16 protein-coding genes are annotated in these 22,088 nt (G+C 66.6%); 5 read left to right on the top strand and 11 right to left on the bottom strand.

What is annotated here, in order from left to right; translation table 11 throughout:
- Nucleotides 1–49: 49 nt before the first annotated feature.
- Nucleotides 50–1,021, top strand: a complete 972-nt coding sequence (gene pip, locus POL67_RS18065) for a prolyl aminopeptidase (RefSeq protein WP_271918629.1) — start codon at nucleotides 50–52, stop codon at nucleotides 1,019–1,021.
- Here the strand turns inward: pip and POL67_RS18060 are convergent.
- The 3 genes from POL67_RS18060 to POL67_RS18050 form a co-directional block, all read right to left on the bottom strand.
- Complete coding sequence (locus POL67_RS18060; protein ID WP_271918627.1) at nucleotides 1,005–1,595, bottom strand: GDSL-type esterase/lipase family protein; 591 nt, start codon at nucleotides 1,593–1,595, stop codon at nucleotides 1,005–1,007. The two genes, pip and POL67_RS18060, sit on opposite strands and share 17 nt — an antisense overlap.
- Before the next feature lie 1,517 nt (nucleotides 1,596–3,112).
- Nucleotides 3,113–4,264 (bottom strand): hypothetical protein, encoded by a 1,152-nt coding sequence (locus tag POL67_RS18055; protein ID WP_136967035.1) that lies wholly within the window; start codon nucleotides 4,262–4,264, stop codon nucleotides 3,113–3,115.
- A 14-nt stretch (nucleotides 4,265–4,278) separates the two neighbouring features.
- Nucleotides 4,279–5,541 carry a hypothetical protein gene (locus POL67_RS18050; protein WP_271918624.1) on the bottom strand — a complete coding sequence of 421 codons (1,263 nt, stop codon included), beginning with the start codon at nucleotides 5,539–5,541 and terminating at the stop codon, nucleotides 4,279–4,281.
- Nucleotides 5,542–5,845: 304 nt separating this feature from the next.
- On the opposite strand from POL67_RS18050, the gene POL67_RS18045 reads away from it, so the two are divergent.
- Nucleotides 5,846–6,121, top strand: coding sequence for a hypothetical protein (locus POL67_RS18045; RefSeq protein ID WP_271918622.1), 276 nt, complete (start codon nucleotides 5,846–5,848; stop codon nucleotides 6,119–6,121).
- A gap of 228 nt (nucleotides 6,122–6,349) precedes the next feature.
- On the opposite strand, the gene POL67_RS18040 is transcribed toward POL67_RS18045, so the two are convergent.
- The 4 genes from POL67_RS18040 to POL67_RS18025 form a co-directional block, all read right to left on the bottom strand.
- Nucleotides 6,350–6,577: a hypothetical protein gene (locus POL67_RS18040; protein ID WP_271918620.1), complete on the bottom strand. Its 228-nt coding sequence runs from the start codon at nucleotides 6,575–6,577 to the stop codon at nucleotides 6,350–6,352.
- A gap of 1,268 nt (nucleotides 6,578–7,845) precedes the next feature.
- Entirely contained in the window at nucleotides 7,846–8,874 is a 1,029-nt protein-coding gene (locus POL67_RS18035; protein WP_271918618.1) for a hypothetical protein, read from the bottom strand.
- 226 nt (nucleotides 8,875–9,100) lie between these two features.
- Nucleotides 9,101–9,796 carry a hypothetical protein gene (locus POL67_RS18030; RefSeq protein ID WP_271918616.1) on the bottom strand — a complete coding sequence of 232 codons (696 nt, stop codon included), beginning with the start codon at nucleotides 9,794–9,796 and terminating at the stop codon, nucleotides 9,101–9,103.
- A 753-nt stretch (nucleotides 9,797–10,549) separates the two neighbouring features.
- Entirely contained in the window at nucleotides 10,550–12,403 is a 1,854-nt protein-coding gene (locus POL67_RS18025; RefSeq protein ID WP_271918614.1) for a recombinase family protein, read from the bottom strand.
- Between the two features lie 489 nt (nucleotides 12,404–12,892).
- On the opposite strand from POL67_RS18025, the gene POL67_RS18020 reads away from it, so the two are divergent.
- The 3 genes from POL67_RS18020 to POL67_RS18010 all read left to right on the top strand — a co-directional run bounded on the left by POL67_RS18020 (nucleotide 12,893) and on the right by POL67_RS18010 (nucleotide 14,916).
- Nucleotides 12,893–13,432, top strand: a complete 540-nt coding sequence (locus POL67_RS18020) for a hypothetical protein (RefSeq protein WP_271918612.1) — start codon at nucleotides 12,893–12,895, stop codon at nucleotides 13,430–13,432.
- Between the two features lie 102 nt (nucleotides 13,433–13,534).
- Nucleotides 13,535–14,701: an acyl-CoA dehydrogenase gene (locus POL67_RS18015; protein WP_271918610.1), complete on the top strand. Its 1,167-nt coding sequence runs from the start codon at nucleotides 13,535–13,537 to the stop codon at nucleotides 14,699–14,701.
- The gene (locus POL67_RS18010) at nucleotides 14,698–14,916 is read left to right on the top strand and encodes a hypothetical protein (protein ID WP_271918608.1); all 219 of its coding nucleotides are present in this window, start codon (nucleotides 14,698–14,700) and stop codon (nucleotides 14,914–14,916) included. The genes POL67_RS18015 and POL67_RS18010 overlap by 4 nt, the downstream gene beginning before the upstream one ends.
- Here the strand turns inward: POL67_RS18010 and POL67_RS18005 are convergent.
- The 4 genes from POL67_RS18005 to POL67_RS17990 form a co-directional block, all read right to left on the bottom strand.
- Nucleotides 14,913–15,680: an SDR family NAD(P)-dependent oxidoreductase gene (locus POL67_RS18005; protein ID WP_271918606.1), complete on the bottom strand. Its 768-nt coding sequence runs from the start codon at nucleotides 15,678–15,680 to the stop codon at nucleotides 14,913–14,915. The genes POL67_RS18010 and POL67_RS18005 overlap by 4 nt on opposite strands.
- Nucleotides 15,681–16,101: 421 nt before the next feature.
- A complete protein-coding gene (locus tag POL67_RS18000) occupies nucleotides 16,102–16,935 on the bottom strand; it encodes a maleylpyruvate isomerase N-terminal domain-containing protein (RefSeq protein WP_271918605.1) in 834 nt (277 codons plus the stop codon).
- 33 nt (nucleotides 16,936–16,968) lie between these two features.
- Entirely contained in the window at nucleotides 16,969–18,414 is a 1,446-nt protein-coding gene (locus POL67_RS17995; RefSeq protein ID WP_271918604.1) for an SUMF1/EgtB/PvdO family nonheme iron enzyme, read from the bottom strand.
- Nucleotides 18,411–21,977, bottom strand: coding sequence for a MopE-related protein (locus POL67_RS17990; protein WP_271918603.1), 3,567 nt, complete (start codon nucleotides 21,975–21,977; stop codon nucleotides 18,411–18,413). Before POL67_RS17990 ends, POL67_RS17995 begins: the two co-directional genes overlap by 4 nt.
- Nucleotides 21,978–22,088 lie beyond the last annotated feature (111 nt).

Here is a 22,088-nt window from a genome sequence, read left to right as displayed (position 1 = left end):
GAATCTAAGGCCACACGAACCACGATCCGAATCCCCAGGGAGGCGCAACATGCGCGAACCGTACCCGCCTCACGAGCCCTACGAAGCCGGCATGCTCGACGTCGGCGATGGCCAGTCGATCCATTGGGAAGTCTCTGGCAACCCGAACGGGAAGGCCGCGGTCGCCCTCCACGGCGGACCGGGTGGAGGCAGCAGTCCGGGCCGGCGTCGCTGGTTCGATCCCGACCGCTACCGGCTCGTCCAGTTCGACCAGCGTGGCTGCGGCCGGAGCACGCCCCACGCCGGCGACGTCTCGACCGATCTGTCGACGAACACGACCCACCACCTGATCGCGGACATCGAGCGGCTCCGCGAGCACCTCGGGATCGAGCGCTGGCTCGTCTGGGGTGCATCGTGGGGCGTCACGCTCGGGCTCGCCTATGCCGAGCGTTATCCCGAGCGGGTCTCCGAGATGATTCTCCTCTCGATCACGCTGACCCGCCGGGCCGACGTTCGGTGGTTCGGCCGCGATGTCGGGCGGTATTTCCCGGAGGAATGGGCCCGCTTCCGGGCCGGCGTTCCGGCGGCCGACCGCGATGGCGACCTGGTCGCGGCCTACGACCGGCTCCTGAACGAGCACCCGGACCCGGGCGTCCGGCTCCAGGCAGCCCGCGACTGGGTCGCCTGGGAGGATGCGTTGCTGTCGCTCGAAGCAGGGTACGTGTCGCCCCATCCACGCTGGGCCGACGAACGGTACATGTTCGCGTTCGCCCGCCTGGTGACGCACTACTTTTCGCACGCCGCGTGGCTCGAGGAGGACGAGCTCCTCCGAAATGCATCGCGGCTGGCAGGGATTCCGGGCGTCCTCCTCCACGGCCGGCTCGACCTTGCCGGGCCGGCGGACGTTGCCTTTCAGCTCGCCAAAGCATGGCCGGGCGCAGAGCTCCACTTCGTGCCCGGTGGGCATACCGGCGACGCGGAGATGAGTCGTCTTCATCTCGAAGCGACCGATCGCTTTGCGGGCACTACCGGCAATCCGTGAACACCTCGCGCAGGAGCACCTCGCCGAGCTTTTCGTGTCCCTTCGGCCCGAAATGCAGCCCGTCCTTGAAGGGCGCTGCATACGCGGGGCAAAGCCGGTTCGGGTCGCCGCACGAGAGCAGCGCGAAGGCGTCGACCACGTGATCGACCTCGCCCGCGGGCTTGCGCGCCCGGATCCATTCGTTCACCTGCGTCGTGGCCGCCGCGCGCTTGTCGTTCCAGTACTTGGAAAAACCGCCCCAGGGCGCGACGGTCAAGGCGACGACCTGCATCTTGCGCCCCTTCGCGAGGGCATACATCCCCGCGAGGTCGTTCTGGATGAGCTTGGGCGTGCGGAAGGCCGTCTCGTCGCTGTAAAGGTCGTTCACGCCGCCGAAGACGATGACATGGGTGTACGCCGGTTTGTCCGAAGGCGGAGGCTCGCCGAGCACGTCGCGCGCGAAGCGGCGGTGCATCTGGTTCACCATCTGTCCGCCGATGCCGTAATTGTCGAATCGACTCTCGGGGCAATGCGCGTGGAGGTAGTCGAGGAACTTGCCGCCGTGGGAGCGGGCATCCGTGAGGGAATCGCCCATCGCCGCGACGATGTAGGCGCGGCGGGAATCAGGAGGCGGCGCGGAAGCGGAGGCGGAAGCGGGTGCGGACGCGGGCGCGGAGGCGGAAGCGGCAAGCGAAATCTGTTTGTGTACCGTTTCTGAGGCTAGGGCGAGGAGTAACGGCGCGATCTTCAACAGGATTTGCATGGTTCCTCCGAACACGGGCGGAAGCCTTGCGGGGCGCACGGCGCAGCCCTCGGGGCGCTCTCGACGCTCGTGGCGATTGCGAGGCGCACGGCGCAGCCCTCGGGGCTCTCGACGCTCGGCGCGCTCTCGGCGCGGTCGTGCTCGACGGGCGCAACCCTCGGGGCGCTCTCGACGCTTGGCGCGGTCGTGCTCGACGGGCGCAGCCCTCGGGGCGCTCTCGATGCTCGGGGCGATTGCGAGGCGCGCAGCCCTCGGGGCTCTCGACGCTCGGCGCGCGCTCGGCGCGGTCGTGCTCGACGGGCGCAGCCCTCGGGGCGCTCTCGACGCTCGGCGCGGTCGTGCTCGGCGCGGCGCAGCCCTCGGGGCGCTCGGCGCGGTCGTGCTCGACGGCGCAGCCCTCGGGGCGCTCTCGATGCTCGGGGCGATTGCGAGGCGCAGGGCGCAGCCCTCGGGGCGCTCTCGACGCTCGGCACGGTCGTGCTCGGCGCGGCGCAGCCCTCGGGGCGCTCGGCGCGGTCGTGCTCGACGGGCGCAGCCCTCGGGGCGCTCTCGACGGTCGGGGCGATTGCGAGGCGCACGGCGCAGCCCTCGGGGCGCTCGGCGCGGTCGTGCTCGACGGGCGCAGCCCTCGGGGCGCTCTCGACGGTCGGGGCGATTGCGAGGCGCACGGCGCAGCCCTCGGGGCGCGCTATTGCTTGGTCGCTGATGGCGAGGCGACACCGCATTTCTTGGCCTGCTTCATATAGTCACCTCCTGCGTCACATTCGGCTTTTACCCTGTCGCAGCATGCGCTGCAATCCGCGCCCAACCCACGCGTATTGCAGCCACTGTAACAAATCTCCTGATAGTCTGCACATGTCGGCTCTGCGGCGTCGGTCCGTTGTCGCGTTCGATGACCTATAGGCTGCATTGTAGCCGCAGTAAGAACCAGGAGTCCGAAAAGCGCGATTGCACCAACTGCAAGCAAAAGGTGTCGTTTCATCGATTTTCCTTCCTCGTCACCCTTGGCTCGCTTGGCCCATTGGATTGCTCGACTGGCGCGTGCTCCACGAGTCCTGACTACTCCTCGCAGCTTGAGAAGCTATAGTCGCCGCCGTCCGAATCGCATTTGCGCGCCTGGTTGCGGCAACAGAGATCGCACGCTATGCTAAAGCCGGATTTCGCGCACCGATTTTGACAGGCCACCATCCGCATATGACAGGCGTCGTCGTCAATGGTTGGTGGAGAGGGACCACAGGCCGCCGCTAAAACGGCTAGCACCGCTCCGCTGAACACATTCACGAGAAACCGCGGAACATGAACTGCAAACACCATTGCATTCGTCCTTCCTAGTCGTCCGTCACGCGCTCTCATTGGTCCATTGGCGGGGATGGTGCCTGACAGCAAAAGACGCGCGGGTCTGCGCCCCTCACTTCGCCGACAGGCTGCCCGCCGCTTGGCTCGCATGTCCCAGGCTCATTGTTGATCCATTTCGCCTCCATCCCACCAAGCGCGAGCGGCATGCCCGCGAAGTCGATGCAGAGCCCCTGGGCCGCTGGCACGTCTTTGAAAAGCGGGTTCGGAAGGCTGCCGCATACCGGATTCTGGTAAGCCGAAACTGCCGCCGCGCATTGTCCGCCAATCGGTTCGCCGCACTCGCAAGCCGAGCATTCCACTTTCCCTTCGGTTCCGCCATAGAACACGAATTGATGCGGGAATACTTCGGGGCACTTCGGCAAGTGCTCCTCATCGACAGGCAACGTATATTGCACGCACTGACGAAACCCCGGGGGCGGGGGCTCGGCGCTCGGCAAGCAAGTGTCGTTGGAATTCTCGCATTTACCATCGACCGTCCCTTGACACGCTTTCGCGAACGTACCCCAGTGGATTCCGTTTGCAAACGAGACAGGCTGCGGCGCGAAGGAAGGAGACTCCGGGATCGGGTCGCCAATGGGCTCGCACGGCGAGACGGTAGGCGCTGCGAGCATAATGGACGCGAAGGTGCCAGAAGGAATTACAGCGGGGGAAACGCAACTTCCATCCCACGGCATGGGAGCCTGGTAGCTCGTCACGTTGCCGCCCTGGCAGAAGCTAGCGGAATCCACGGTAATGGCATTCGGCAGGCTGCATGTTGCAGGCCCGCACGCGCAAGGCGAGCATTGAACGTGTACCGACAGATCGGCATAGCCGGTGTAGAAATCGCCTTCGGCTCGCTCCGGGCAATCGGGCGCCTCCTCCTCGGCCCCCATCCATACCAGGACCGCCTTTTCGCGAAAGTCGGATGTCCCCATGGGGACACATTCGCCCCCGGCTGCTTTGCAGGATAGAGGCTCGATCGAACCGCCGCCATCGGGGAAGCAATCCCCGTGGATGTCCGCATCCGGACTCGCGTCCGGGAGGCAATAAAGCGTCGAATGTAAAGGCTCTGCCGTGCAGCCATTCACGACAAGCGCCGAGCCGAGGCCGGATGCGCCGAGCGCGATTGAAACGAAGAGCTTTGTCCTGAGTTGAACCGCGAACATGACGAGCGTCCTTCCTACCGACCGAACATTAACGATGCCGACACGGAAAACAGAAAACGATTGGTTTGCCAAATTGGAGTTGTGCCACCCGGAGCAGCGATATCAACCACCACGTCTCGGGTCAGCGCGGCGGCATCCGCGAAGATGCGCGCGGACACGGTGCTTGTAATGCCGTACGTCGCGCCGACACCAAGTCCCAACGTCGGAACAACATGGGTGTCTGTATACAATCCATATACAGAGGTTGGCCCGAGCCGATGATCGAAGATTGTTGCCCCTGCAAGGGCGCACCCCTGGAACCATTGCCAGTGCGCGCACGGTCCAGCAACGGCAGAAGCCGAGAATATGTCGATCGGCCGGTTGACAACATCACCAAGCGACCATGCGCCTTTTGCAACGGCCATGACTGAAAAGCTCTGGCGCCGATACTGGCCCACAAGGGAGAAGCCAAGGGACGCAGAGGGGGCCGCGCCGAACACCATTACAGGGCCGATGCCAACATTGAAGCGAGGCGGCGCCTCTGCCTCCAGGGGCAAGGGCTCTCGCGCGGCATTCGGCGCCCGGACAACTTCGCGCACAATTACACGTCGTTCCTTCGGTTCCTTCTCGATGGTTATGATTTGAGGCTGACCCTCGTCAGGCTCGGGAAACTCGAATTGCAGGAAAATCGACTTTCCGTCGACACACTCGGCGGTCTGTTTGAGGTCTTTACGGCCCGTCAATGTCGCGGAGATGTCTGTCTTTCCAGGCGATAGGAACGTCCAAAACGCGCCTTCGCTTCGGACGCGTCTGTCGACCCCGATCGATACCATGGCGTCAACATCGTTGACCATGACATCGACCCGACAGACACGCTTGCGCACGCGTTCGTAGGCCTCAAAGAATTGCCTACGCTCCGCCGACGATATCCCGGCCGCCTCGGATACCGCAACTTGCAACGCAAATGCCATTGTGAGATCGGTTTGCGGGTCTGGCAGAAACATTGAAAGCACGAGCCCAAGGCGTCCGGACAGGCGAGGATCGTGCTTAATCGTTAGGGCTTCCGTATATCTGTCGGCAGCCTCATTTAACCGCCGCGCTTCGAGGGCCCGATCTCCCGCCGCAACGCGCGCCTTGAACCGCTCCTCCTCCTCGGGGCTTAACTTACGATACCGGCTGGCGCGCGTGGGTTTAGGTTCGTCGGGTTTCGACTGCGCGGTTTTTTCGGGTTCAGCCGCCTTAATGGGCGCCGAAAGCGAAAGTAGGAGGAGAACGGCCAGGGCGAAGGGGCGAGACACGAGGGAGCATCCTACAGGATCGGTCGAACGCCGGGAAGGGGTGCGGTAAGATCGGACGAACCTTTGCACCGTACGATCCGCGGGTCTGTCGCCGTCGAGCGACCACGCCGAGCGCTGAGTGCGCCGCGAGGGCTGCGCCGTCGAGCACGACCGCGCCGAGCGCCCCCGAGGGCTGCGCCGAGCGTCGAGAGCGCCGCGAGCGCTGCGCCGTCGAGCACGCGCCACGCCGAGCGCGCGCCGAGCGGCCCGAGGACTGCGCCGAACGCCGAGCGGCGGGAGTTCGTGCCAGGTTCGATTTCGTGCCATGACACGAACCGTCGCGAGGGCTGCGCCGAACGCCAAGCGGCCCGAGGGCTGCGCCGTCGAGCACGTGCCACGCCGAGCGCCCCGAGGGCTGCGCCGCGCGCCGAAGCGTCGCGCCGAGCGGCCCGAGGGCTGCGCCGTCGAGCACGCGCCACGCCAAGCGCCCCAAGGGCTGCGCCGCGCGCCGAAGCGTCGCGCCGAGCGGCCCGAGGACTGCGCCGCGCCGCGTGATGCGCACGGGTTCTTACTTGTAATAAGTCGCTCCGGGGGGCTGTAATAACTCACGCCGACCGTTGCGCCGTCCCCCGTTTTCCGCGCCGTCGAGCACGACGCGCCGATCGTCGCGAGGGCCGCGCCGAGCATCGAGATCGCCGCGAGAGCTGCGCCGTCGATCGCGCGCGGAGCTGCAAGCGCGCGATTCGTTCGGCAATGGGAGGCGGAACGCGTGCGCCGAGCATCGAGCACGCCCCGAGGGCTGCGCCGCGCCGAGCACGTGCGCCGACCGTCAAGCGCGCCCCGAGGGCTGCGCCGTCCCCCCGTTTTCCGCACCGGAAAACATCGCGCCGATCCGGACCTTCTGTATGGATCTCGTGAGGTTGCGTGGATCGAGGGCCGCGTATCTCTGGCAGAGATACACGCGCGGGCCCGAGGGCCGCCCCAGGGCGGGCGCCGCGAGGGCCGCGCCGTCGAGCATGACCGCGCCGAGCGCCGCGAGGGCTGCGCCGTCGAGCACGACCGCGCCGAGCTTCCCAGCGCCACGCCGATCGCCGCGAGGGGCGCGCCGTCGAGCACGACCGCGCCGAGCGTCGAGAGCGCCCCGAGGGCTGCGCCGTGCGCCTCGCAATTGCGCCGAGCGTCGAGAGCGCCCGGGGGCCGCGCCGTCGAGCACGACGCGCCGAGCGCCGCGAGGGCTGCGCCGAGCGTCGAGATCGCCGCGAGGGCTGCGACGTCGAGCACGACGCACCGAGCGCCGCGAGGACCGCGACGTCGAGCACGACGCACCGAGCGCCGCGAGGGCCGCGCCGAGCGTCGAGATCGCGGCGAGGGCTGCGCCGAGCGTCGAGATCGCGGCGAGGGCTGCGCCGTCGAGCACGACGCGCCGAGCGTCGAGAGCGCCCCGCGGGCTGCGCCGTTGTGTTGTCACGCATGTCTCGGGGCCGTGTGTCTCGCGAGACAAGCCCCCCCGAGACAACGTGACAAGGAACATGCGCCCCCTCGCACGTACCCCTTGACAAGCGCCGCGAGGGCTTCGCCGTCGAGCACGACCACGCCGATCGTCCCGAGGGCTGCGCCATCAAGGGGCTTGTGATTAGTTCGGGTTTTCATGTGCCCAATTGGTGGCCTAAGTGCCCGAAATAAGACTTGTTGAAAGGATTTCGGGGGGATTCGTTTGGTTCAGACCAAAACGAATCGCGGACAAACGAACGTCCGCAAACCCCGTGAAAACAAGCTCCGCCGAGCAACGAACGAATTGTTCCCCTACAAAACACGGTGTTTGCGTGGCGGTCGACGGGCCATGGCTGCGCCGTCGAGCACGACCGCGCCGAGCGCCCCGAGGGCTGCGCCGAGCGGCGCGAGGGAGCGCCCGTCAAGGGGAAGCGTTCCGCGTGGCTCACGAGGGGCTTGTGAACTTGCGCTCACAAGTGGCTTGTGGCGCAAGCCCCACGGCTACAAGCCAGAAGCGCCCGCGGGGGCTTGCGTGCGCCGAGCGGCGCGCGAGGGCTGCGCCGTCGCGCACGCCCCGAGGGCTACGCGATCGGCTCGCATGCGAGCCGCGCCTTGCCTTACGAGCCGTCCGAGGGCTGCGCCGTCGAGCACGATCGCGCCGAGCGTCGCACCGTATGTCAGTGTGCTGATCTGCTCGGTGTGTCGTGACACAACCGGCCCACTTAGCACACTCGGCGGGCCACTTAGCCTAAGCAGCCCCGAGGGCTGCGCCCCGTCGAGCACGACCGCGCCGAGCGTCGAGAGCGCCCCGAGGGCTGCGCCGTGGCTTCGTCTTTATGTCGGCTGATGGTCACTCGACGTAACCTCCGGATACGAACATCTGAGCCGAGCGACATACGAATTCCACGCCGACCAAACGCGCTTAACCGCAACGAGCATGATGTCAAGTTGACGCCCATAACTGGCACTATAAGCGTGGTGGTCCAAATCATGGCGCGTTTTCGTGATGAGGAGGTATGTGCCCTGCCTTGTCGCGTGACTAACCATTTCATTTGCCGATGTCGCCAAATATGCATTTAGCGACGCAACAAATTCTTCATGCAGATGGGCAAGCTCCTCGTTTTGGAAGCGATTTTCTGGCCGCTCGGAAATGCGCACATAGGTCGAGAACTTCTCGATATTCTCGCGTGTTTCCCATTTTGGATCAGCAGCTTGTCTCTCGTGCCAGTCGCGCAGATATGCAGAGTCAATGTTCTTCCAAAGAGCTTTTGCTGCTTCCAAGTCGACATCCGCACGCAGGGCAAAACCCTTTGGCTCCTTGAGCGCCTGTTTAAGCGCCGTTACAAGGCCCGCCACGAGTTTTTTCTGTACCGCCTTTTTGTCTTGCTTTGGCGGGTTCCACTTGCTGATACGACGGCCCGCGATCTTGGGCGTCGATGGCCATAGCTCATATCGAATTGGCCACCGTCGATGATTTAGGTCGAATGGGAGCGGCGTCTTCTCTGGAATTCCCGCCGTATTCATTACGCCGATAAGTCGACCCTCGCCGAGTATCGCGAAGGCATAGCCCAGTTCGAAAAGGACGTTGGGGTTGGGCGAAGGCTTGGGCTTCAGTGTCATGAATGTGGCATCCCATACGAACACATCGGAGCTGCGAATCTTTGCGAGTATGGTGTCTGCGATCGCAGGCGTCCCCCCGACTCCGCTTGTGTCTCTGTCCACGGATATAATTATCGCACTCTCCTTGCTGACAATTTTTGCTGCTTTTTCGAGACAGTCACCTATGAAATGTTTGTTTACTGCCGGCTCGGCGTCGAACTGCCAGGACCAGAATATCGTAATCCGCGATCTCTCGTTGCTCATCACTAAACCACGTCCTCTGCATGAAAGCACGACATTGCCGAGCATTGCCCATTGTGCGTGGCGTGGCACAGCGGGCGAGTGTAGCCAAGCACGGAAGAATGTTCGCCATCGAGCAGAGCACAACCGCGCCGAGCGTCGAGCACACCCCGAGGGCTGCGCCGTCGAGCAGGGGCGCGCGAGCACCCTGCGCCGTCAAGCACGCTTGAGGGCATCCGTGACCTCCAATCTAATCTTGCAGTTCCCTGTATCGCCGGACGAATTCTTGTCCAAACGCCTCCATGCCGTCGGGCGCCTTGAATACGAGATCGATGGCGTGAGTGCCAGGCAATCGTTGATTTATCGGTCCCGACATTATCTCCGGGATCTTCTCCATCTCTGCAAATAGTCCGTGGGTCCAGCCACGCATTCTCTGGCGGAAATCGTCTATTTCATCGGGGAACTGGGTTTTGGCAACATCTTCCTCCCACGTAAGAATGCCCTCGCAGGCATCGCGTAACAGGGTAGTGGCGCGTAGTATCGCCTCTGTATCGCCCGGTATGCCCGGCGGTCCCCATGCCAAAGGAATCTTTTGCGTTACTATCGCACCAAGCACTGCAACGAGCGAGAGAAGATTGGCAAATTGAGTGCTGAGCCATTTGGGCGCCTCTGCAAGGTCAAGCACTAAGATCGGACGATAAGTCAGCCCCTCCTCAATTTCATGCAGTCGTCGTCGCAGCGGACCCAGTTTATCGCGAATAAGTTCTATCGTGAGAAGAAACTCCCAAAACTCGGGCTTGTCAACAGCCAGCTGTATCGCCGATGGACTCTCCGTGGCGAACATCCTGAGAATGCGTTCGCGTGCCGCAAGAACACTCGGGTCTGCACCGATCGCCACAGCTTGGGTATTTTCGTGGTCGCGCTTCCACTTGTAAAGTAAATCCACGCTGTATCGTGGTACATCCGTGTCAATAAGCTTGGCACAGATTCTACACAGCCATATGCCATTCGTGATGACGCGACGCTCCTCGGGTGTCATACTTGGATCGTATCGCGCAGAGCCGGGGCGAGCCCCACGAATATGCGCAGCTTCGCCTACATTTACAGCTTTGGTATCATCGGAGTGTGGACCACTCGTCGCCTGCGGACACCACGGGTTCGAGCATTTGTGTCCAGCGCGCTGCGCAAGTTTATCTTTCGTAGCTTGCGTGAACTCGTTAGGGTCGTTGGCCATACATTTCAGATATCATGAAGCCTGTCGAACGGGCAAGCTTGCCCTCTCGCATGAAGGCAGGAGGACCCGTCGTGTATCGTAGGGCACAGTCGGATTTTCCAAGTGGATGCGCAGGGCAAGGCGTGGCGTTCGTCGAGCTATTCGGCGTTCATTCATGGCACAGGGCGTCGAGAGCGCCGCGAGGGCTGCGCCATTAGTAGCGTCAAGCACGACGTGCCGATCGCCGCGAGGGCCGCGCCGAGCGTCGAGGGCGCCGCGAGGGCTGCGCCGTCGAGCACGATCGCGCCGAGCTTCCCAGGGCCGCGCCGAGCGCCGCGAGGGCCGCGCCGTCGAGCACGAGTCGAGCCTCGCGAGGTCTGCCGCGCCGAGCGGAGCGAGACGGCGCGGGAAGGGGGCGCCATGCGTTCCGGCGCGGGGGATAGCCCCCCGAGCCCTCCCGCGGCCGAGCGCCCGCTAGGGCGGCTGCTAGGCGTCTCCAGGCGGAAGCGCCGGCACGTGCTCCGCGCGTCCCGTAAGCATCGGGCGAGCAGGGCGGCGCGGATCGTCGCTCGCATGATCGAGCGTCGCGGGATCGGGTAGGCGCCCCTCCGCGTATCGGACGGCCATCGTCGCGGCGTCGCTCCATTCGATTGCGACCCCCTCGGGGCCGATCTTGATCCCGTCGAGCATCGCGCCGAGCGCCGCGCGCCGAGCAGGGACGGCCATGGTCCCCCACTGCGCCACGATCGAGCGCAACCACGAAAGCGCGCCCTTTCGATTCTCGACCGTATCGGCCGAAGCTTCCGCGGAGAGCGCCCGTTCCTCCGCATCGATCGCGGCAAGCTCGCGCTCGATCCGCGCCGCTTCCCCCCGGATCACGTCCATCCCCCACTGGCCCGAGGAGACCATGGAAACGAGATTGCTCCGCGCCGTTACGAGCTTGGCCCGCTGCACCCTGAAGTTCGGCGCGTGGGGGGATGGCGGAGGGGCTTTCGACAGATGGCCGTCTAGCGCTTTGAAGTGACGCGCCGCGAGCCTTTCGATCTTCGGATCGATCTCATCCTGCCGATTCCAGGGCGCCCCCATGCACCGCTCGCGCGTGGCATTCTTCAACTCGGGCGCGTAGCGCTTCCGGCACACGTAATATCCCGCGTGCTTATTCTTCTCGCTTGCAGGCTTGGCCGTGATCATCGATCCGCAAATGGAGCAACGGGCGAGCCCTCGGATCAACCATTCCGAGGTGATCGTGTCCGTGCGAGGCTTGCGCCCATAGGAGCGCCGTCCCGCTAGCGCGTGCTGGGCCGCATGCCACATTTGCAGGGAAACGATCGGTTCGTGCGCGTCGACCCATTCGGCGGGCTTTTGCGTCAACTGCCGGTTTTTGTCCGGCCGGACTGGCGTGGTCGCGATCTGGCCGGCGTACATTCGGTTTTTGAGCAATTGCAGGATCCATACGGTCCGGAACATCGCGAGTCCTGTATAGGTCGTTTGGCAATGGAGCGCGATGTCTCGCGCGCTCTTGCCTGCGAGGCACATGTCGAACATTTCGCGGACGATGGGCGCCTTGATCGGATCGATGTCCAATCGTCGCGGCTTGTCGTGCAGGTCCGCGCCCTTGGCCCGCACGTAGCCGAACGGGGGCTGTCCCTCTACGAATTTCCCGAGGGCCCGGAGCCGCTTTCGATTGCCTTCCGTGCGCTCCCGAATGCGGGCCCGCTCCATCTGTGCGATCGACGCCCACAGGGCCATTTGCGTCTCCCCCTCGGGGGTAGAGGCGTCGAACCGTTCAGCGAGAGACAGGAAGCGCGCCCCCCGCTTGATGATGTCTCGCACGGCGGAGATCGTGAAAACGATATCGCGAGAGAACCGATCGAGCTTCGCCACGACCACGAGATCCCCCGGGCGGACGGCCTTTAGCAGGGCTGCGATGTTCTCCCGTTTCTCTTGTGACTCGACGCCGCCCGATTCCGTTTCTTCAAAGTCAATCGGATCCGGGAGGCGGGCGTACTGACAGTAACGCCGGATCTCCTCGTCCTGCGCGTCGAGCGACGTGCCCGATCGCATTTGCTCCATGGTCGAGACGCGCCGATAGGCGAGGACTCGCGACGTCCCCGCGTGAGGACCGTTGACCGTGAGGACACGCCTAACCGCGGAAGGATCCGCGATCGTGGGTCCAGCGTTCACGACCGCGGGCGCATCGGGCGCCGCTTCGAGGATGGAGACCTCGCGCGGGGGGCTGACGTGCGCGCGATCCTTCGCCGTTCCACGCGCCTTGCTACCCTTGCCGCCCTTGCTGCTCTTGCCGCCCATGCTCGGGATGATGCCGGTCCTGGCTTCCATGGTCGAGACCTCTCGATCGGACTGCGCTACTACTGAACGCGTGATCAGCCTATTTGGTCGGGCAGCAGGTCGCTCTCAGTGTGTCGCAAGTGTTCGGAATCATTAGGTTTGCTGCCTAGGTAGTAGGTAGCAAATAGATTCCGGATCGGAAGCGGAAGCGGAGGCGGAAGCGGAGGCGGCCGCAGGCGCGCTTTCCGCGCTGGGTGATGTCTTCGGATTCGAGGCGCTCTCCGCACAGCCGGAAGAACAAACGCACGCAGCGACGAACAGCGAGGCGGAGCGGAGGCGACGCATGGATTCGCTTCTTATCACGGCCCCGGCGAAGCCCCACCGCGGCGCCTCGATCCGTCAACGAATCGACTCTGATCCACGCGCCTACCACCTGCCGTTGCGTCACCCGAGCGTGGTCAAAATCCTGCTGGCGTGGCCTGCCCGACTTGCTGTACCAAGGACGCTGGCACGGGCCCCCCGGAGAGACGAGGGAAGAAAATGCGACCGTTCAACTGGAGTTTTTCAAAAAGGATCTCCCTCGCGCTCGCACTCGGCGTCGCAGCCTGCGGAGGCGGGCAAACGCCCCCTCCCCCGCCCCCGCCGCAGCCGCAGGTCACGCCCCCGCCGCCCGTGGCCACCACCCCCACGCCGCCCGCGCCCAAGGCCGCGCCGTCCGCCACGGCCGCGAACCCCGAGCCGCCCCCCGGCAAGTACACGACCGAGATCGTCATCCACCAGGCGGAAATCCACGGCAAAGTCAAGCTGAAGGCCGGCAAGAAGTTGCTCATCGAGCCCCTCGTGGCGACGAGCCAAACCGTCCCGCAGAAGGGCAACAAGGCCGAGATTTTCCGCGTCATCGGCAAAAACGGCGCCGAGAGCGACTGGCTGCTCGTGGCCGAAGGCGAGGTCGGCGAGACCTGGGCCCAGGGCAAGAGCGTCGAGGTCACCGTGCTCGACGAGAAGGACGCCCCCATCGACGGGCAGAAAGCCTTCCATTTCGCCCCCGGGACGATGGTGCGATTGCGCTGGCAATGGTAGTCCCGCCGCCCTGTCGGCTCGGTTGACGACCCCGCACACGCCCCCCCATAATCCGCACCCCCAAAATCTTTCGACGCCTGGGGCTACCCAAGGAGATCACACGTGTCGCATCCCCCCCTCACGCACCTGTCCGAGGAAGAGACGCTCTTCCGCGACTCGGTGCTCGACTTCGCGAAGAAGCGCGTCGCGCCGCTCGTCAGCGAGATGGACGAGAAAGGCGCGCTCGATCCCGCGCTCCTGCCGTCCCTCTTCGAGCTCGGCCTCATGGGCGTCGAGATCCCCGAGACCTACGGCGGCGCCGGGTCGAGCTTCTTCAACGCGATCCTCGCCGTCGAGGCGCTCGCCGTCGTCGACCCGAGCGTGAGCGTGCTCGTGGACGTGCAGAACACGCTCGTCGCGAACGCACTGCTGCGCTGGTCGAACGACGCGCAGAAGGAGAAGTACCTGCCCCGCCTCTGCAAGGACTGGGTGGGCTCGTACGCGCTGAGCGAGGCCGGCAGCGGCTCCGACGCGTTCGCCCTCCAGGCCCGCGCGACGCAGAAGGACGGCCGCTGGGTGCTGAACGGTCGCAAGCTGTGGATCACGAACGCGAACGAGAGCTCGCTCTTCCTGGTCCTCGCAAACGTGGACCCGAGCAAGGGCTACCGCGGCATCACGGCCTTCCTCGTGGAGCGCAACTTCCCGGGCTTCTCCGTCGGCAAGAAGGAGAACAAGCTCGGCATCCGCGCGTCGAGCACGTGCGAGCTCGTCCTCGAGGACTGCGAGGTGCCCGCAGAGAACGTGCTCGGCGAGGTGGGCAAGGGCTACAAGATCGCGATCGAGACGCTGAACGAGGGACGCATCGGCATCGGCGCGCAGATGATCGGTCTCGCGCAAGGCGCGTTCGACCAAGCGATGCGCTACATGAGCGAGCGCAAGCAGTTCGGTCAGTCGATCGCGAGCTTCCAGGGGATGCAGTTCCAGTACGCCCGCGTCGCGACGGAGATCGAGGCCGCGCGGCTGATGGTCTACAACGCCGCACGGCGGAAGGACGCAGGTCTGCCCTTCCTGAAGGAAGCCGCGATGGCGAAGTTGTTCTCGTCGGAGGTCGCCGAGCGCACGGCGTCGCTCTGCGTGGAGTTCTTCGGCGGCGTGGGCTTCACGAAGGAGTACCCCGCCGAGAAGTTCTTCCGCGACGCGAAGATCGGGAAGATCTACGAGGGCACGTCGAACATGCAGCTCGCCACGATCGCGAAGCTCCTGCAGAGCGAGTACGAGGTGAAGGGATGACCGTCTGCCCCCGCTGCGGCGCGCGAGCGACCTACGTGGGGGTCTTGACGGTGGAGTGCGCGACGCGGGGCTGCCCGAACTTCCGGGAGCCCCCGCCCGCTCCCCCCGCGGACACGCCGCCGTCGAAGGACCCCGCCACGACCGAGGCCCGCACGGAAAAATCCCCCGAGGACGAGGAGCTGCTCACCTCGATGCTCGAAGGCGGGTTTTTCTAGCCCGGAAGCTGTCGAAGCGGCGGCGAGAAGCGCGACGTCACCCACCGCGCGATCCGCGGGAACCAGAGCGCCACGCCATACGAGCGCGGGTACACGACGCGCGGCTTCTTCCGTTCGACAGCACGCACGACGAGCCGCGCGAGCCCATCCGCCGTGCCCACCGGCGAGAGGCGCGCGCTGAGCGAAGGCTCGTACTTCTCGTAGCCCTTGCGCCCCATGTCCGTGTCCACCGGGCCCGGATACACCGTGACCACGTGCACGCCCGTGCCGCGCAGCTCGCCGCGGAGGCCCTCCGAGGCATTCGCCAGCGCGCCCTTGGAGGCATTGTAATAATACATGCCCGGCATGGGCGTGATGGCCGCCATGGACGCGATGTCGACGATCGCGCCGCTGCGCCGCGCGAGCATGCCCGGCAGGACCGCGCGTGTGAGGCGCAGCGGCGTGAGGACGTTCAAGCGCAGGAGCATTTCGCCCGCGTCGACCCCGGCAAGCTCCGTCGGCTCGACATGCTGCACGCCCGCGTTGTTCACGAGCACGTCGATGGGACCAAGCTCCTTCTCGGCCGGCGCAATCCAGTCCGTCGCGCGCTCCGGGAGCGAGAGGTCCGCCTGGTGGAGGAAGGCCCGGCCCGAGAGCTCCCGCGCGATGGCGTCGAGCCGCTCCTTGCGCCGGGCAACGAGCGAGACGACCGCACCCTTCGCGGCGAACGCGCGCGCCAAGGCCTCCCCGATGCCAACGGACGCACCCGTGATGGCGACGTGCATGGCGAGGCCTTACTACGAGCGTGCCCCGGATGCACGGGCCTCCCCCCGTCTCATGTTGGGGGCGTGGAGCTGGGGCTTTGCCCCAGGCCCCACCAGGGGTTGTCCACCCCTGGACCCGGACCAGCGCAAGCGCTGGACGCGGGGTCGATGAACTGCGCTCCGCGCAGTTCATCGAACAGCCAGGTTCAAGACCACCGACGACCCTGCCAACCAACACGGCAGCGCTGCAGGTTCAACCAGCCACGTGCCCGTCGCCAGCCTGAGACGCACGTCGATGGTCTTGCCACCGGCCCGTTGGAAGAACTGCGCACCGCGCAGTTCTTCCACCTTCGGTCCAGGCCGCGCCTGGTTCGGGTCGAGGGGCGAACAGCCCCCGCGGGGCCCGGGGCAGCGCCCCGGCGCAACGCCCCAAGAAAAACCCCTAGGCCATGATCGTGACCATCCGGAAGATCGGCGCCGCGAGCGCCTCGTCGCCGCGCACCACGGCTTGCGCCCGCGCCATCGTAGGGTCGAGGCCCTTCGTCCAGAGCCGCCACGCGCTGTCCGCGTCGAGCTCCACCGTCGTGGTTGCCGGCGTCTCCCGTGCGGCCACGAGCTCCCACCGATCCGCCGCGCGCACGAGGTGCCACGTGCCGCCGGCCTCGCCCGTGATGACGAGATCGACCCCTGCGCCGTCCGCGGCCGGGACATTGCGATAGGCGTGCGGGGCGCCTCGCAGGAAGGCGTCGATCACCGGGTGCATGTAGCGCCGCTCCTTCAGGCCTGGCCGGCCCACGGCGTCGCGGATCTGCTGCTGGTGGTGCCACTTCTCCGTGTACTCGCGCGCCACGTCGAACCAGTTCTGGGACCACTCCTCGCCGGCCCAGGCCACGCTGAAGATTGCGGGTCCCTCGGGATCGAGGCCTTCGAAGAGCGCGGCGACCTCCTCGTCGGCGCGGCGGAGCAGGTCCATGAGCACGCGCGGCGAGAGCCTCCGCGCGGCCAGCATCCACTCGGTGTTGAGACGCTGGATGAACTCGACCATCGCCTCGAACGAGCGGATCTCGGGCGCTGGGATGAACTGCCCGTCTCGCTGGAAGGACAGGCGCCGGAACGAGCCGTCGAGCAGGTGCGCGGCCAGGTCCTTCACGTCCCGCGTCGCGTGCACCGTGGGCTTGCTCCAGTCGTCTGGGCCGAGCGAGCCGAGCAGCTCGTGCAGGGCCGCGGAGACGTCACGGAAGAGGTGCTTGGTGGCGATGGGGGGCAGAGGCGTCACGGACGCGACTCTACCCCGCTCGTCGGGGGAAAACTATTGCCGGCAGCAGCGGAAGCCGATGTTTGGCAGGAGGGTCCCCTCGGCCGCGCGGGCCGGGAGCTCCATGGTGCAGGCGAGGCCGAGCTGCGGAGAAAGGTACGAACCGCCGTGAAGCTGGAAGATCCGGTTCGGCGCGGCCGCGGCGTTCGTCTGCGTACGCGTCCATTCGGTCACGTTGCCCGAGAGATCCCGCGGACCCGCGCCCGAGACGCACGCGGCGAGGCTGCCCGTCGCGGCGGCCCCGCTCATGGCCGCGGGGTTGTCCACGCCGAGGCAGGCCATCCCGTCGTAGGTCGCGCCGTACGGGTACAGCATGCTCGCAGGGCCGCGGCAGGCCGCTTCGAGCTCGCTCGCGGAGCAGAGCCGAAAGCCTGGCCCGCGCGCCGCGCATGCGGCCGCGGCCTCGGTGTAGGAGCCGCCGGTCCAGGGCAAGACCGAGCCTTTGCTGCAGGCCACGGTTTCGCGGATGCCGGCCGCCTGCATGCTCGCGTCGGGCCGCGAGGCCTCGTAACGATCCACGAAGGCGGGCGGGTTCGAGCCGGGAATGGGATCCATGTCGAATGCGGAAGGGTCGAACTCCTCGTCGACGAACCCGTCGCAATCGTCGTCGGCCCCGTTGCATTGCTCGGCCGTCGGCGGGAGCGCGTCGGGCAGAACGGAGAGATCACACTTCGTCGTGGCCGGGTTCGTCGGGTCGCAGACGACCACGCCGACATCGGCGCACTTGCCGAGGCCGCCGTCGTCGCAGGCCGAGCCGAGCTCCTGGAACCACTCGTCCACGCTGCCGTCGCAGTTGCCGTCGACGCCGTCGCAGCGGGTCTCGGTGATCCGCACGAAGCCGGAGACGACCTCGACCTCGGGCGGATACACGCACGACCAGCCCGCCGAGCCGTTGCAGACGACCATCGTCCCCTCGCAGGGCGTCCCGGCCGTCACGGTGCAGAGGTTCGAGGGCGGGACGAGATCGGGGTCGGCCGAGTCGACCTTGCCGTCGCAATCGTCGTCGATGCCGTTGCATTGCTCGGGGCCGAGGACCGGCACCGGGCAGGCGTATTCGCAGCCGTTTTTCGGATCCCCGTCGACGTCGTAGGCGCCGGCGACGCACGTGTCGACGACGCAGACGCCCTGCTCGCAGCGCGGGAAGGCGCTCGCCAGGAGGCATTTGTTGTCGCACGCGCCGCAATTGTCGACGTCGTTCAGGAGGTCGGCGTCGCAGGGCGGGCCGCCGCCCACCTGCGAAAACCCGCCGAACCCGATTCCTCCTTCGCCGCCCTCTCCGCCCATGCCGCCCATGCCGCCGGAGGCGCCGCTGCCGGAGGGCTCCGCGCCGCACGAGAAGCAGAACGCGTCGTCCATGCAGCCGCTCCCGAGCAGGACGGCGAACATCGCCGGCACCAAGGCAAGGGCCACCCCGAACCGCTTCGTTCGTCCCGTGTTCATGCCGCCTCCTTGCGAGACGCGCGCGCGCCGCGGCGACGACCGAGGCCAAGCGCCGCGAGGGCGACGAGCCCCGCGATCACGCCCGCGTTCTGCCGCTCGCCGGCCGCGAGGCCGCACGTGCAGCCGCCGCCGCCCGTGGCCAGCCCGTACGCGTCGTCGTTCGCACCCGCGCTGCCCGAGCTGCTCGTGGGAGCCCCGCCGAGGCCCCCCGAACCGCCGCTCCCGCCCGAGCCGCCGTCGCCGCCCTCGCCGCCCATGCCGCCGTCGGGCGCGTTCAGGCAAACGCCGTCCATGCAGACCTGGCCCGGGCCGCAGTTCACCTGATCACACGTCAGCTTGAGGCAATACCCGTCGTCGTTGCACGCGAGGCCCGGCGGGCACGGGAATTCGCCGCCCGTGCAGGGGATCGCGCATTGCGCCTCGATGCATTTGCTGTCGCCGGGGCACGGCGCCATGTTGTCGCCCACGCCGTCGCAGTCCTCGTCGAGCCCATTGCAGAGCTCCTCCTTCGGACCGACGAAGCCCACGCACACGGGCATCGCGTTGATGCAGAGCACCGTGCCGAGCTGGCAGGGGCTTTGATCGTTCGGCGCCGTCAGCTCGCCGCAGGGCACGCCGAACACCATCGGCTGGTTCGTCGAGACGTCCGGCTCCTCGTCGATGTTGAAATCGCAGTCGTTGTCGACGCCGTCGCAGACCTCGGGCGAAGGGATGCAGCTCGGGCAATCGAGCGGCAGGCCCGCGGCGTCCTCGTCGACGAGGCCGTCACAATCGTCGTCCATGCTGTTGCAGACCTCGGTCATCGGGGAAGCGCCCGGATCCGTGATGCCGCACTCGGTGCCCGAGCCGTCGGCCTTGCAGACGTACGTGCCGACGCCGAGACAAGCGCCGATCTCGCCGTCCGTGCAGGGCTGCCCCTTCTCGGGGAAATCCTCGTCGATGAGGTTGTCGCAATCGTCGTCGAGGCCGTTGCAGAGCTCGAACTTCTGGTTCTGCCCGATGATCTGCGCGAGGGCGTTCGCGAGCTCGCTCTTCGACGACACGAAGAACGCTTGCCCCGTGCCGCCGGCGGCCGCGATCTGGTTGAGCTGCGTCTGCTCGCTCGGGAGCACGGAGAAGCCGATCACGTAGGTCGCGATGGGCTTGCCGTTGATGCCGGCGAGCAGCGCCGCCGCGGCGGCCTGGGGGTTGCCCTGGCAGCTCTCGGCGCCGTCCGTGAGCAGAATCGCGGCGTACGAGCGGCACGCCGCCGCGCTGTCGCAGGTGACGACGGGCTTGAGGTAATCGTGCGTCGCCTGGAGCGCGCCGGCGAGCGGCGTCGGACCCGAGCCGCGCACCTCGCAGTTGCCCATGGCGCAGTGGTTGCCCTCCAGCGTGCTCGCGTCGAACATCGCGTCGGCGTCCTCGACGCCGTCGAGCCACCGCAAATACCGGTTGACGGGCTGGTTGAACCCGACGAGGAACTGCGCGCCGCGCCGCGGAGGACCGCAGGACCCGGCGTAGTTGATGCAATCCGAGGTCGGCGTCATCTCCATCGCCTCTTGCGGCCAGCCGATCGGGATGTTCCCGGTGAACGTCGCGTTGTTCGGGTACCCCGCGCCCGGATAGAGCTGCGAGAGGACGCACTGGTTGTCCGGGTACACCGAGGGGTACGGCGGCGGGAGGTTGTCCGAGGGGTCGTCGTACGAGCAGCAGCTCTGCGCGCACTCGAAGTTCGCCGCGGACTGGCAGCTCCGGTTGACGCCGACGTCCTGGTAATACCGGGCGAGCGCATAATCGCTCTCCGGGAAGGCGCTGAGCACCTGCGTGAGCGCCTGCTTCGCGATGAACAGGCGCGAGTTGTTGCCCGCCAGCGTGTCGGGATCACTGCCCGTATCGACGCCCGGGTGCGCCGCCGAGCCGTCGCCGAACGTGGGGTTGCCCGCGAGGTCGTTCAGCATCGAGCCCGACGTGTCGAGCACGAGCGCGAAGCGCGGGCGCGCATCCGACGCCGGCACGAGGCACTGCGCCGGATCGTAGTTGCAGATCTGCGGGACGCCGTTCAAGCACGCCGGGACCATCGACCCGTCCGGGCAAGGGATGACGCCGAGGTCCTCGTCGACCTGGCCGTCGAAATCGTTGTCCCAGCCGTCGCAGATCTCGCCGACGTAGGCGCTGTCGATCTGCAGCTCGCCCGCGCCGCCGCCCGCCTCGCCGGCGCAGATCGGGCAGATGCCGCCGTTCGCGCCACGCACGTCGAAGATCGCCTGCGGGTGGATGGTGCCGACGCGCGACTGCACGTTGATGATGCCGCCGCCGCCGCCGCCCGCGCAATCGTCGCAGGTGCCGTTGTTCTGCGTGGCGCGGCACTCGACCTCGTTGTCCATCGGGTCGAGGGGCGTGCACTGGTTCGACGCGTTCGCGCAGACCATGCCGAGCTGGCCGCCGAGGTTCTTGCACGTCTGCCCGAGGAGCGTGTTGCATTGCGCGTTCGAGGTGCACGGCGTGCAGTTGCAGGGGCCGCAGCGCCCCGCCTGGCAGGTTTGTCCGGTCTCGCAGTCGCCGTTCCCCGTGCAAGGCAGGCATTTCGGCTGCGAGTCGCCGCCGCGGCCTCCGTGCGCGCTGATGCGCGCGGAGCTCTGCACGTTCACGTGATCGCCGATGATCAGGATCGACCCGCCCGCGCCGCCGCCCGCCGAGTCGTTGCCCGCGGAGCAGCCGCGGTGCCCATCGGAGCTGACGCCGCCGGCGATGTCGATCTTGCCGTCCTGCACAGCCGTCGCCGCGAAGAGCACGATCCGCCCGCCGCCGCGCCCCGCGCGGAGCCCCGCCTCATAGCCGTCGCGACACCCCTTGTCCCCGCCGGCCGCGCCGAACTCGACTTCGTAGATGCTGTGCCGGTATGGCAGGCCCGCGACCGTGGGGAACCCGTCGCCCGCGCCGTTCGCGCTGTTCGTCGTGCCGTAACAGACGGCCTTGTTCGGATCGTTCGCCGCGACGCACGCGTTGCCGGCGGCGTTGAGGTTCCCGCAGTCCTCCTCCCACTCCTGCGGGAACTCGCACGCGGTCGTCGAACCGACGATGAAGCAGTCCTTCGTGCCGCGCCCGCCCTGCCCGAAATGCGCGCCGCCGCCGCCGGAGTCGAGCACCGAGCAGCCGCCGCGCCCGCCGGAGAGCGGGAACGTCGCGGGCCCCTCGCCGTCGTTGCACAAGAGGCCGCGATACCCCGCGCCCTTCGCGATGATCCGCGAAGTCGCGTCGATGGTGATCTGGTTGGCCTTGAGGACGAGGTTGCCGGTGTTCGTCTTGTTCGTCCCGTCATAGGGCGCGACGCAGACGAGGGCGCCCTTGGTCAAGGACACGACGCCGAACGTTTTTTCGCCGCCGTAACGACAGGCGGTGTTCTGCGCAGCGGTCGCGTTGACCTGGCAGAGTCGATCCACGGGCGTACCGCCGTCGGGGCACACAGCGGGCCCGGCAACGCTGCCGTCGAGGATCAGGTCCGCGGCGAGAGCACGCGGGCCGAGGAGGAGGATCACAGCGAGCGCAGCGAAGGCGCACGCGAAGGCGCGAAAGCGTAACATGCCAACAGAGCAATCTAGAGAAGCGGCCTCCCCTTGTCCATGGCGGAAGGGCCGCGTGATCGCGTCGCAACAGTGACGCCCTTCGCTTCACGGCGTACCATCGACAAAGAA

Origin of the sequence: Polyangium mundeleinium, from assembly GCF_028369105.1 — a bacterium.
In the GTDB taxonomy this organism is placed as follows: Bacteria; Myxococcota_A; Polyangia; order Polyangiales; family Polyangiaceae; genus Polyangium; species Polyangium mundeleinium.
This window is presented reverse-complemented; position numbering and strand designations above follow the sequence as displayed.

Coding starts and splice junctions, on each gene's coding strand:
- pip (WP_271918629.1), top strand. CDS start 50: ATGCGCGAACCGTACCCGCCTCACGAGCCCTACGAAGCCGGCATGCTC.
- POL67_RS17995 (WP_271918604.1), bottom strand. CDS start 18,414: ATGAACACGGGACGAACGAAGCGGTTCGGGGTGGCCCTTGCCTTGGTG.
- POL67_RS18035 (WP_271918618.1), bottom strand. CDS start 8,874: ATGAGCAACGAGAGATCGCGGATTACGATATTCTGGTCCTGGCAGTTC.
- POL67_RS18005 (WP_271918606.1), bottom strand. CDS start 15,680: ATGCACGTCGCCATCACGGGTGCGTCCGTTGGCATCGGGGAGGCCTTG.
- POL67_RS18020 (WP_271918612.1), top strand. CDS start 12,893: ATGCGACCGTTCAACTGGAGTTTTTCAAAAAGGATCTCCCTCGCGCTC.
- POL67_RS18025 (WP_271918614.1), bottom strand. CDS start 12,403: ATGGAAGCCAGGACCGGCATCATCCCGAGCATGGGCGGCAAGAGCAGC.
- POL67_RS17990 (WP_271918603.1), bottom strand. CDS start 21,977: ATGTTACGCTTTCGCGCCTTCGCGTGCGCCTTCGCTGCGCTCGCTGTG.
- POL67_RS18045 (WP_271918622.1), top strand. CDS start 5,846: ATGACACGAACCGTCGCGAGGGCTGCGCCGAACGCCAAGCGGCCCGAG.
- POL67_RS18060 (WP_271918627.1), bottom strand. CDS start 1,595: ATGGGCGATTCCCTCACGGATGCCCGCTCCCACGGCGGCAAGTTCCTC.
- POL67_RS18010 (WP_271918608.1), top strand. CDS start 14,698: ATGACCGTCTGCCCCCGCTGCGGCGCGCGAGCGACCTACGTGGGGGTC.
- POL67_RS18055 (WP_136967035.1), bottom strand. CDS start 4,264: ATGTTCGCGGTTCAACTCAGGACAAAGCTCTTCGTTTCAATCGCGCTC.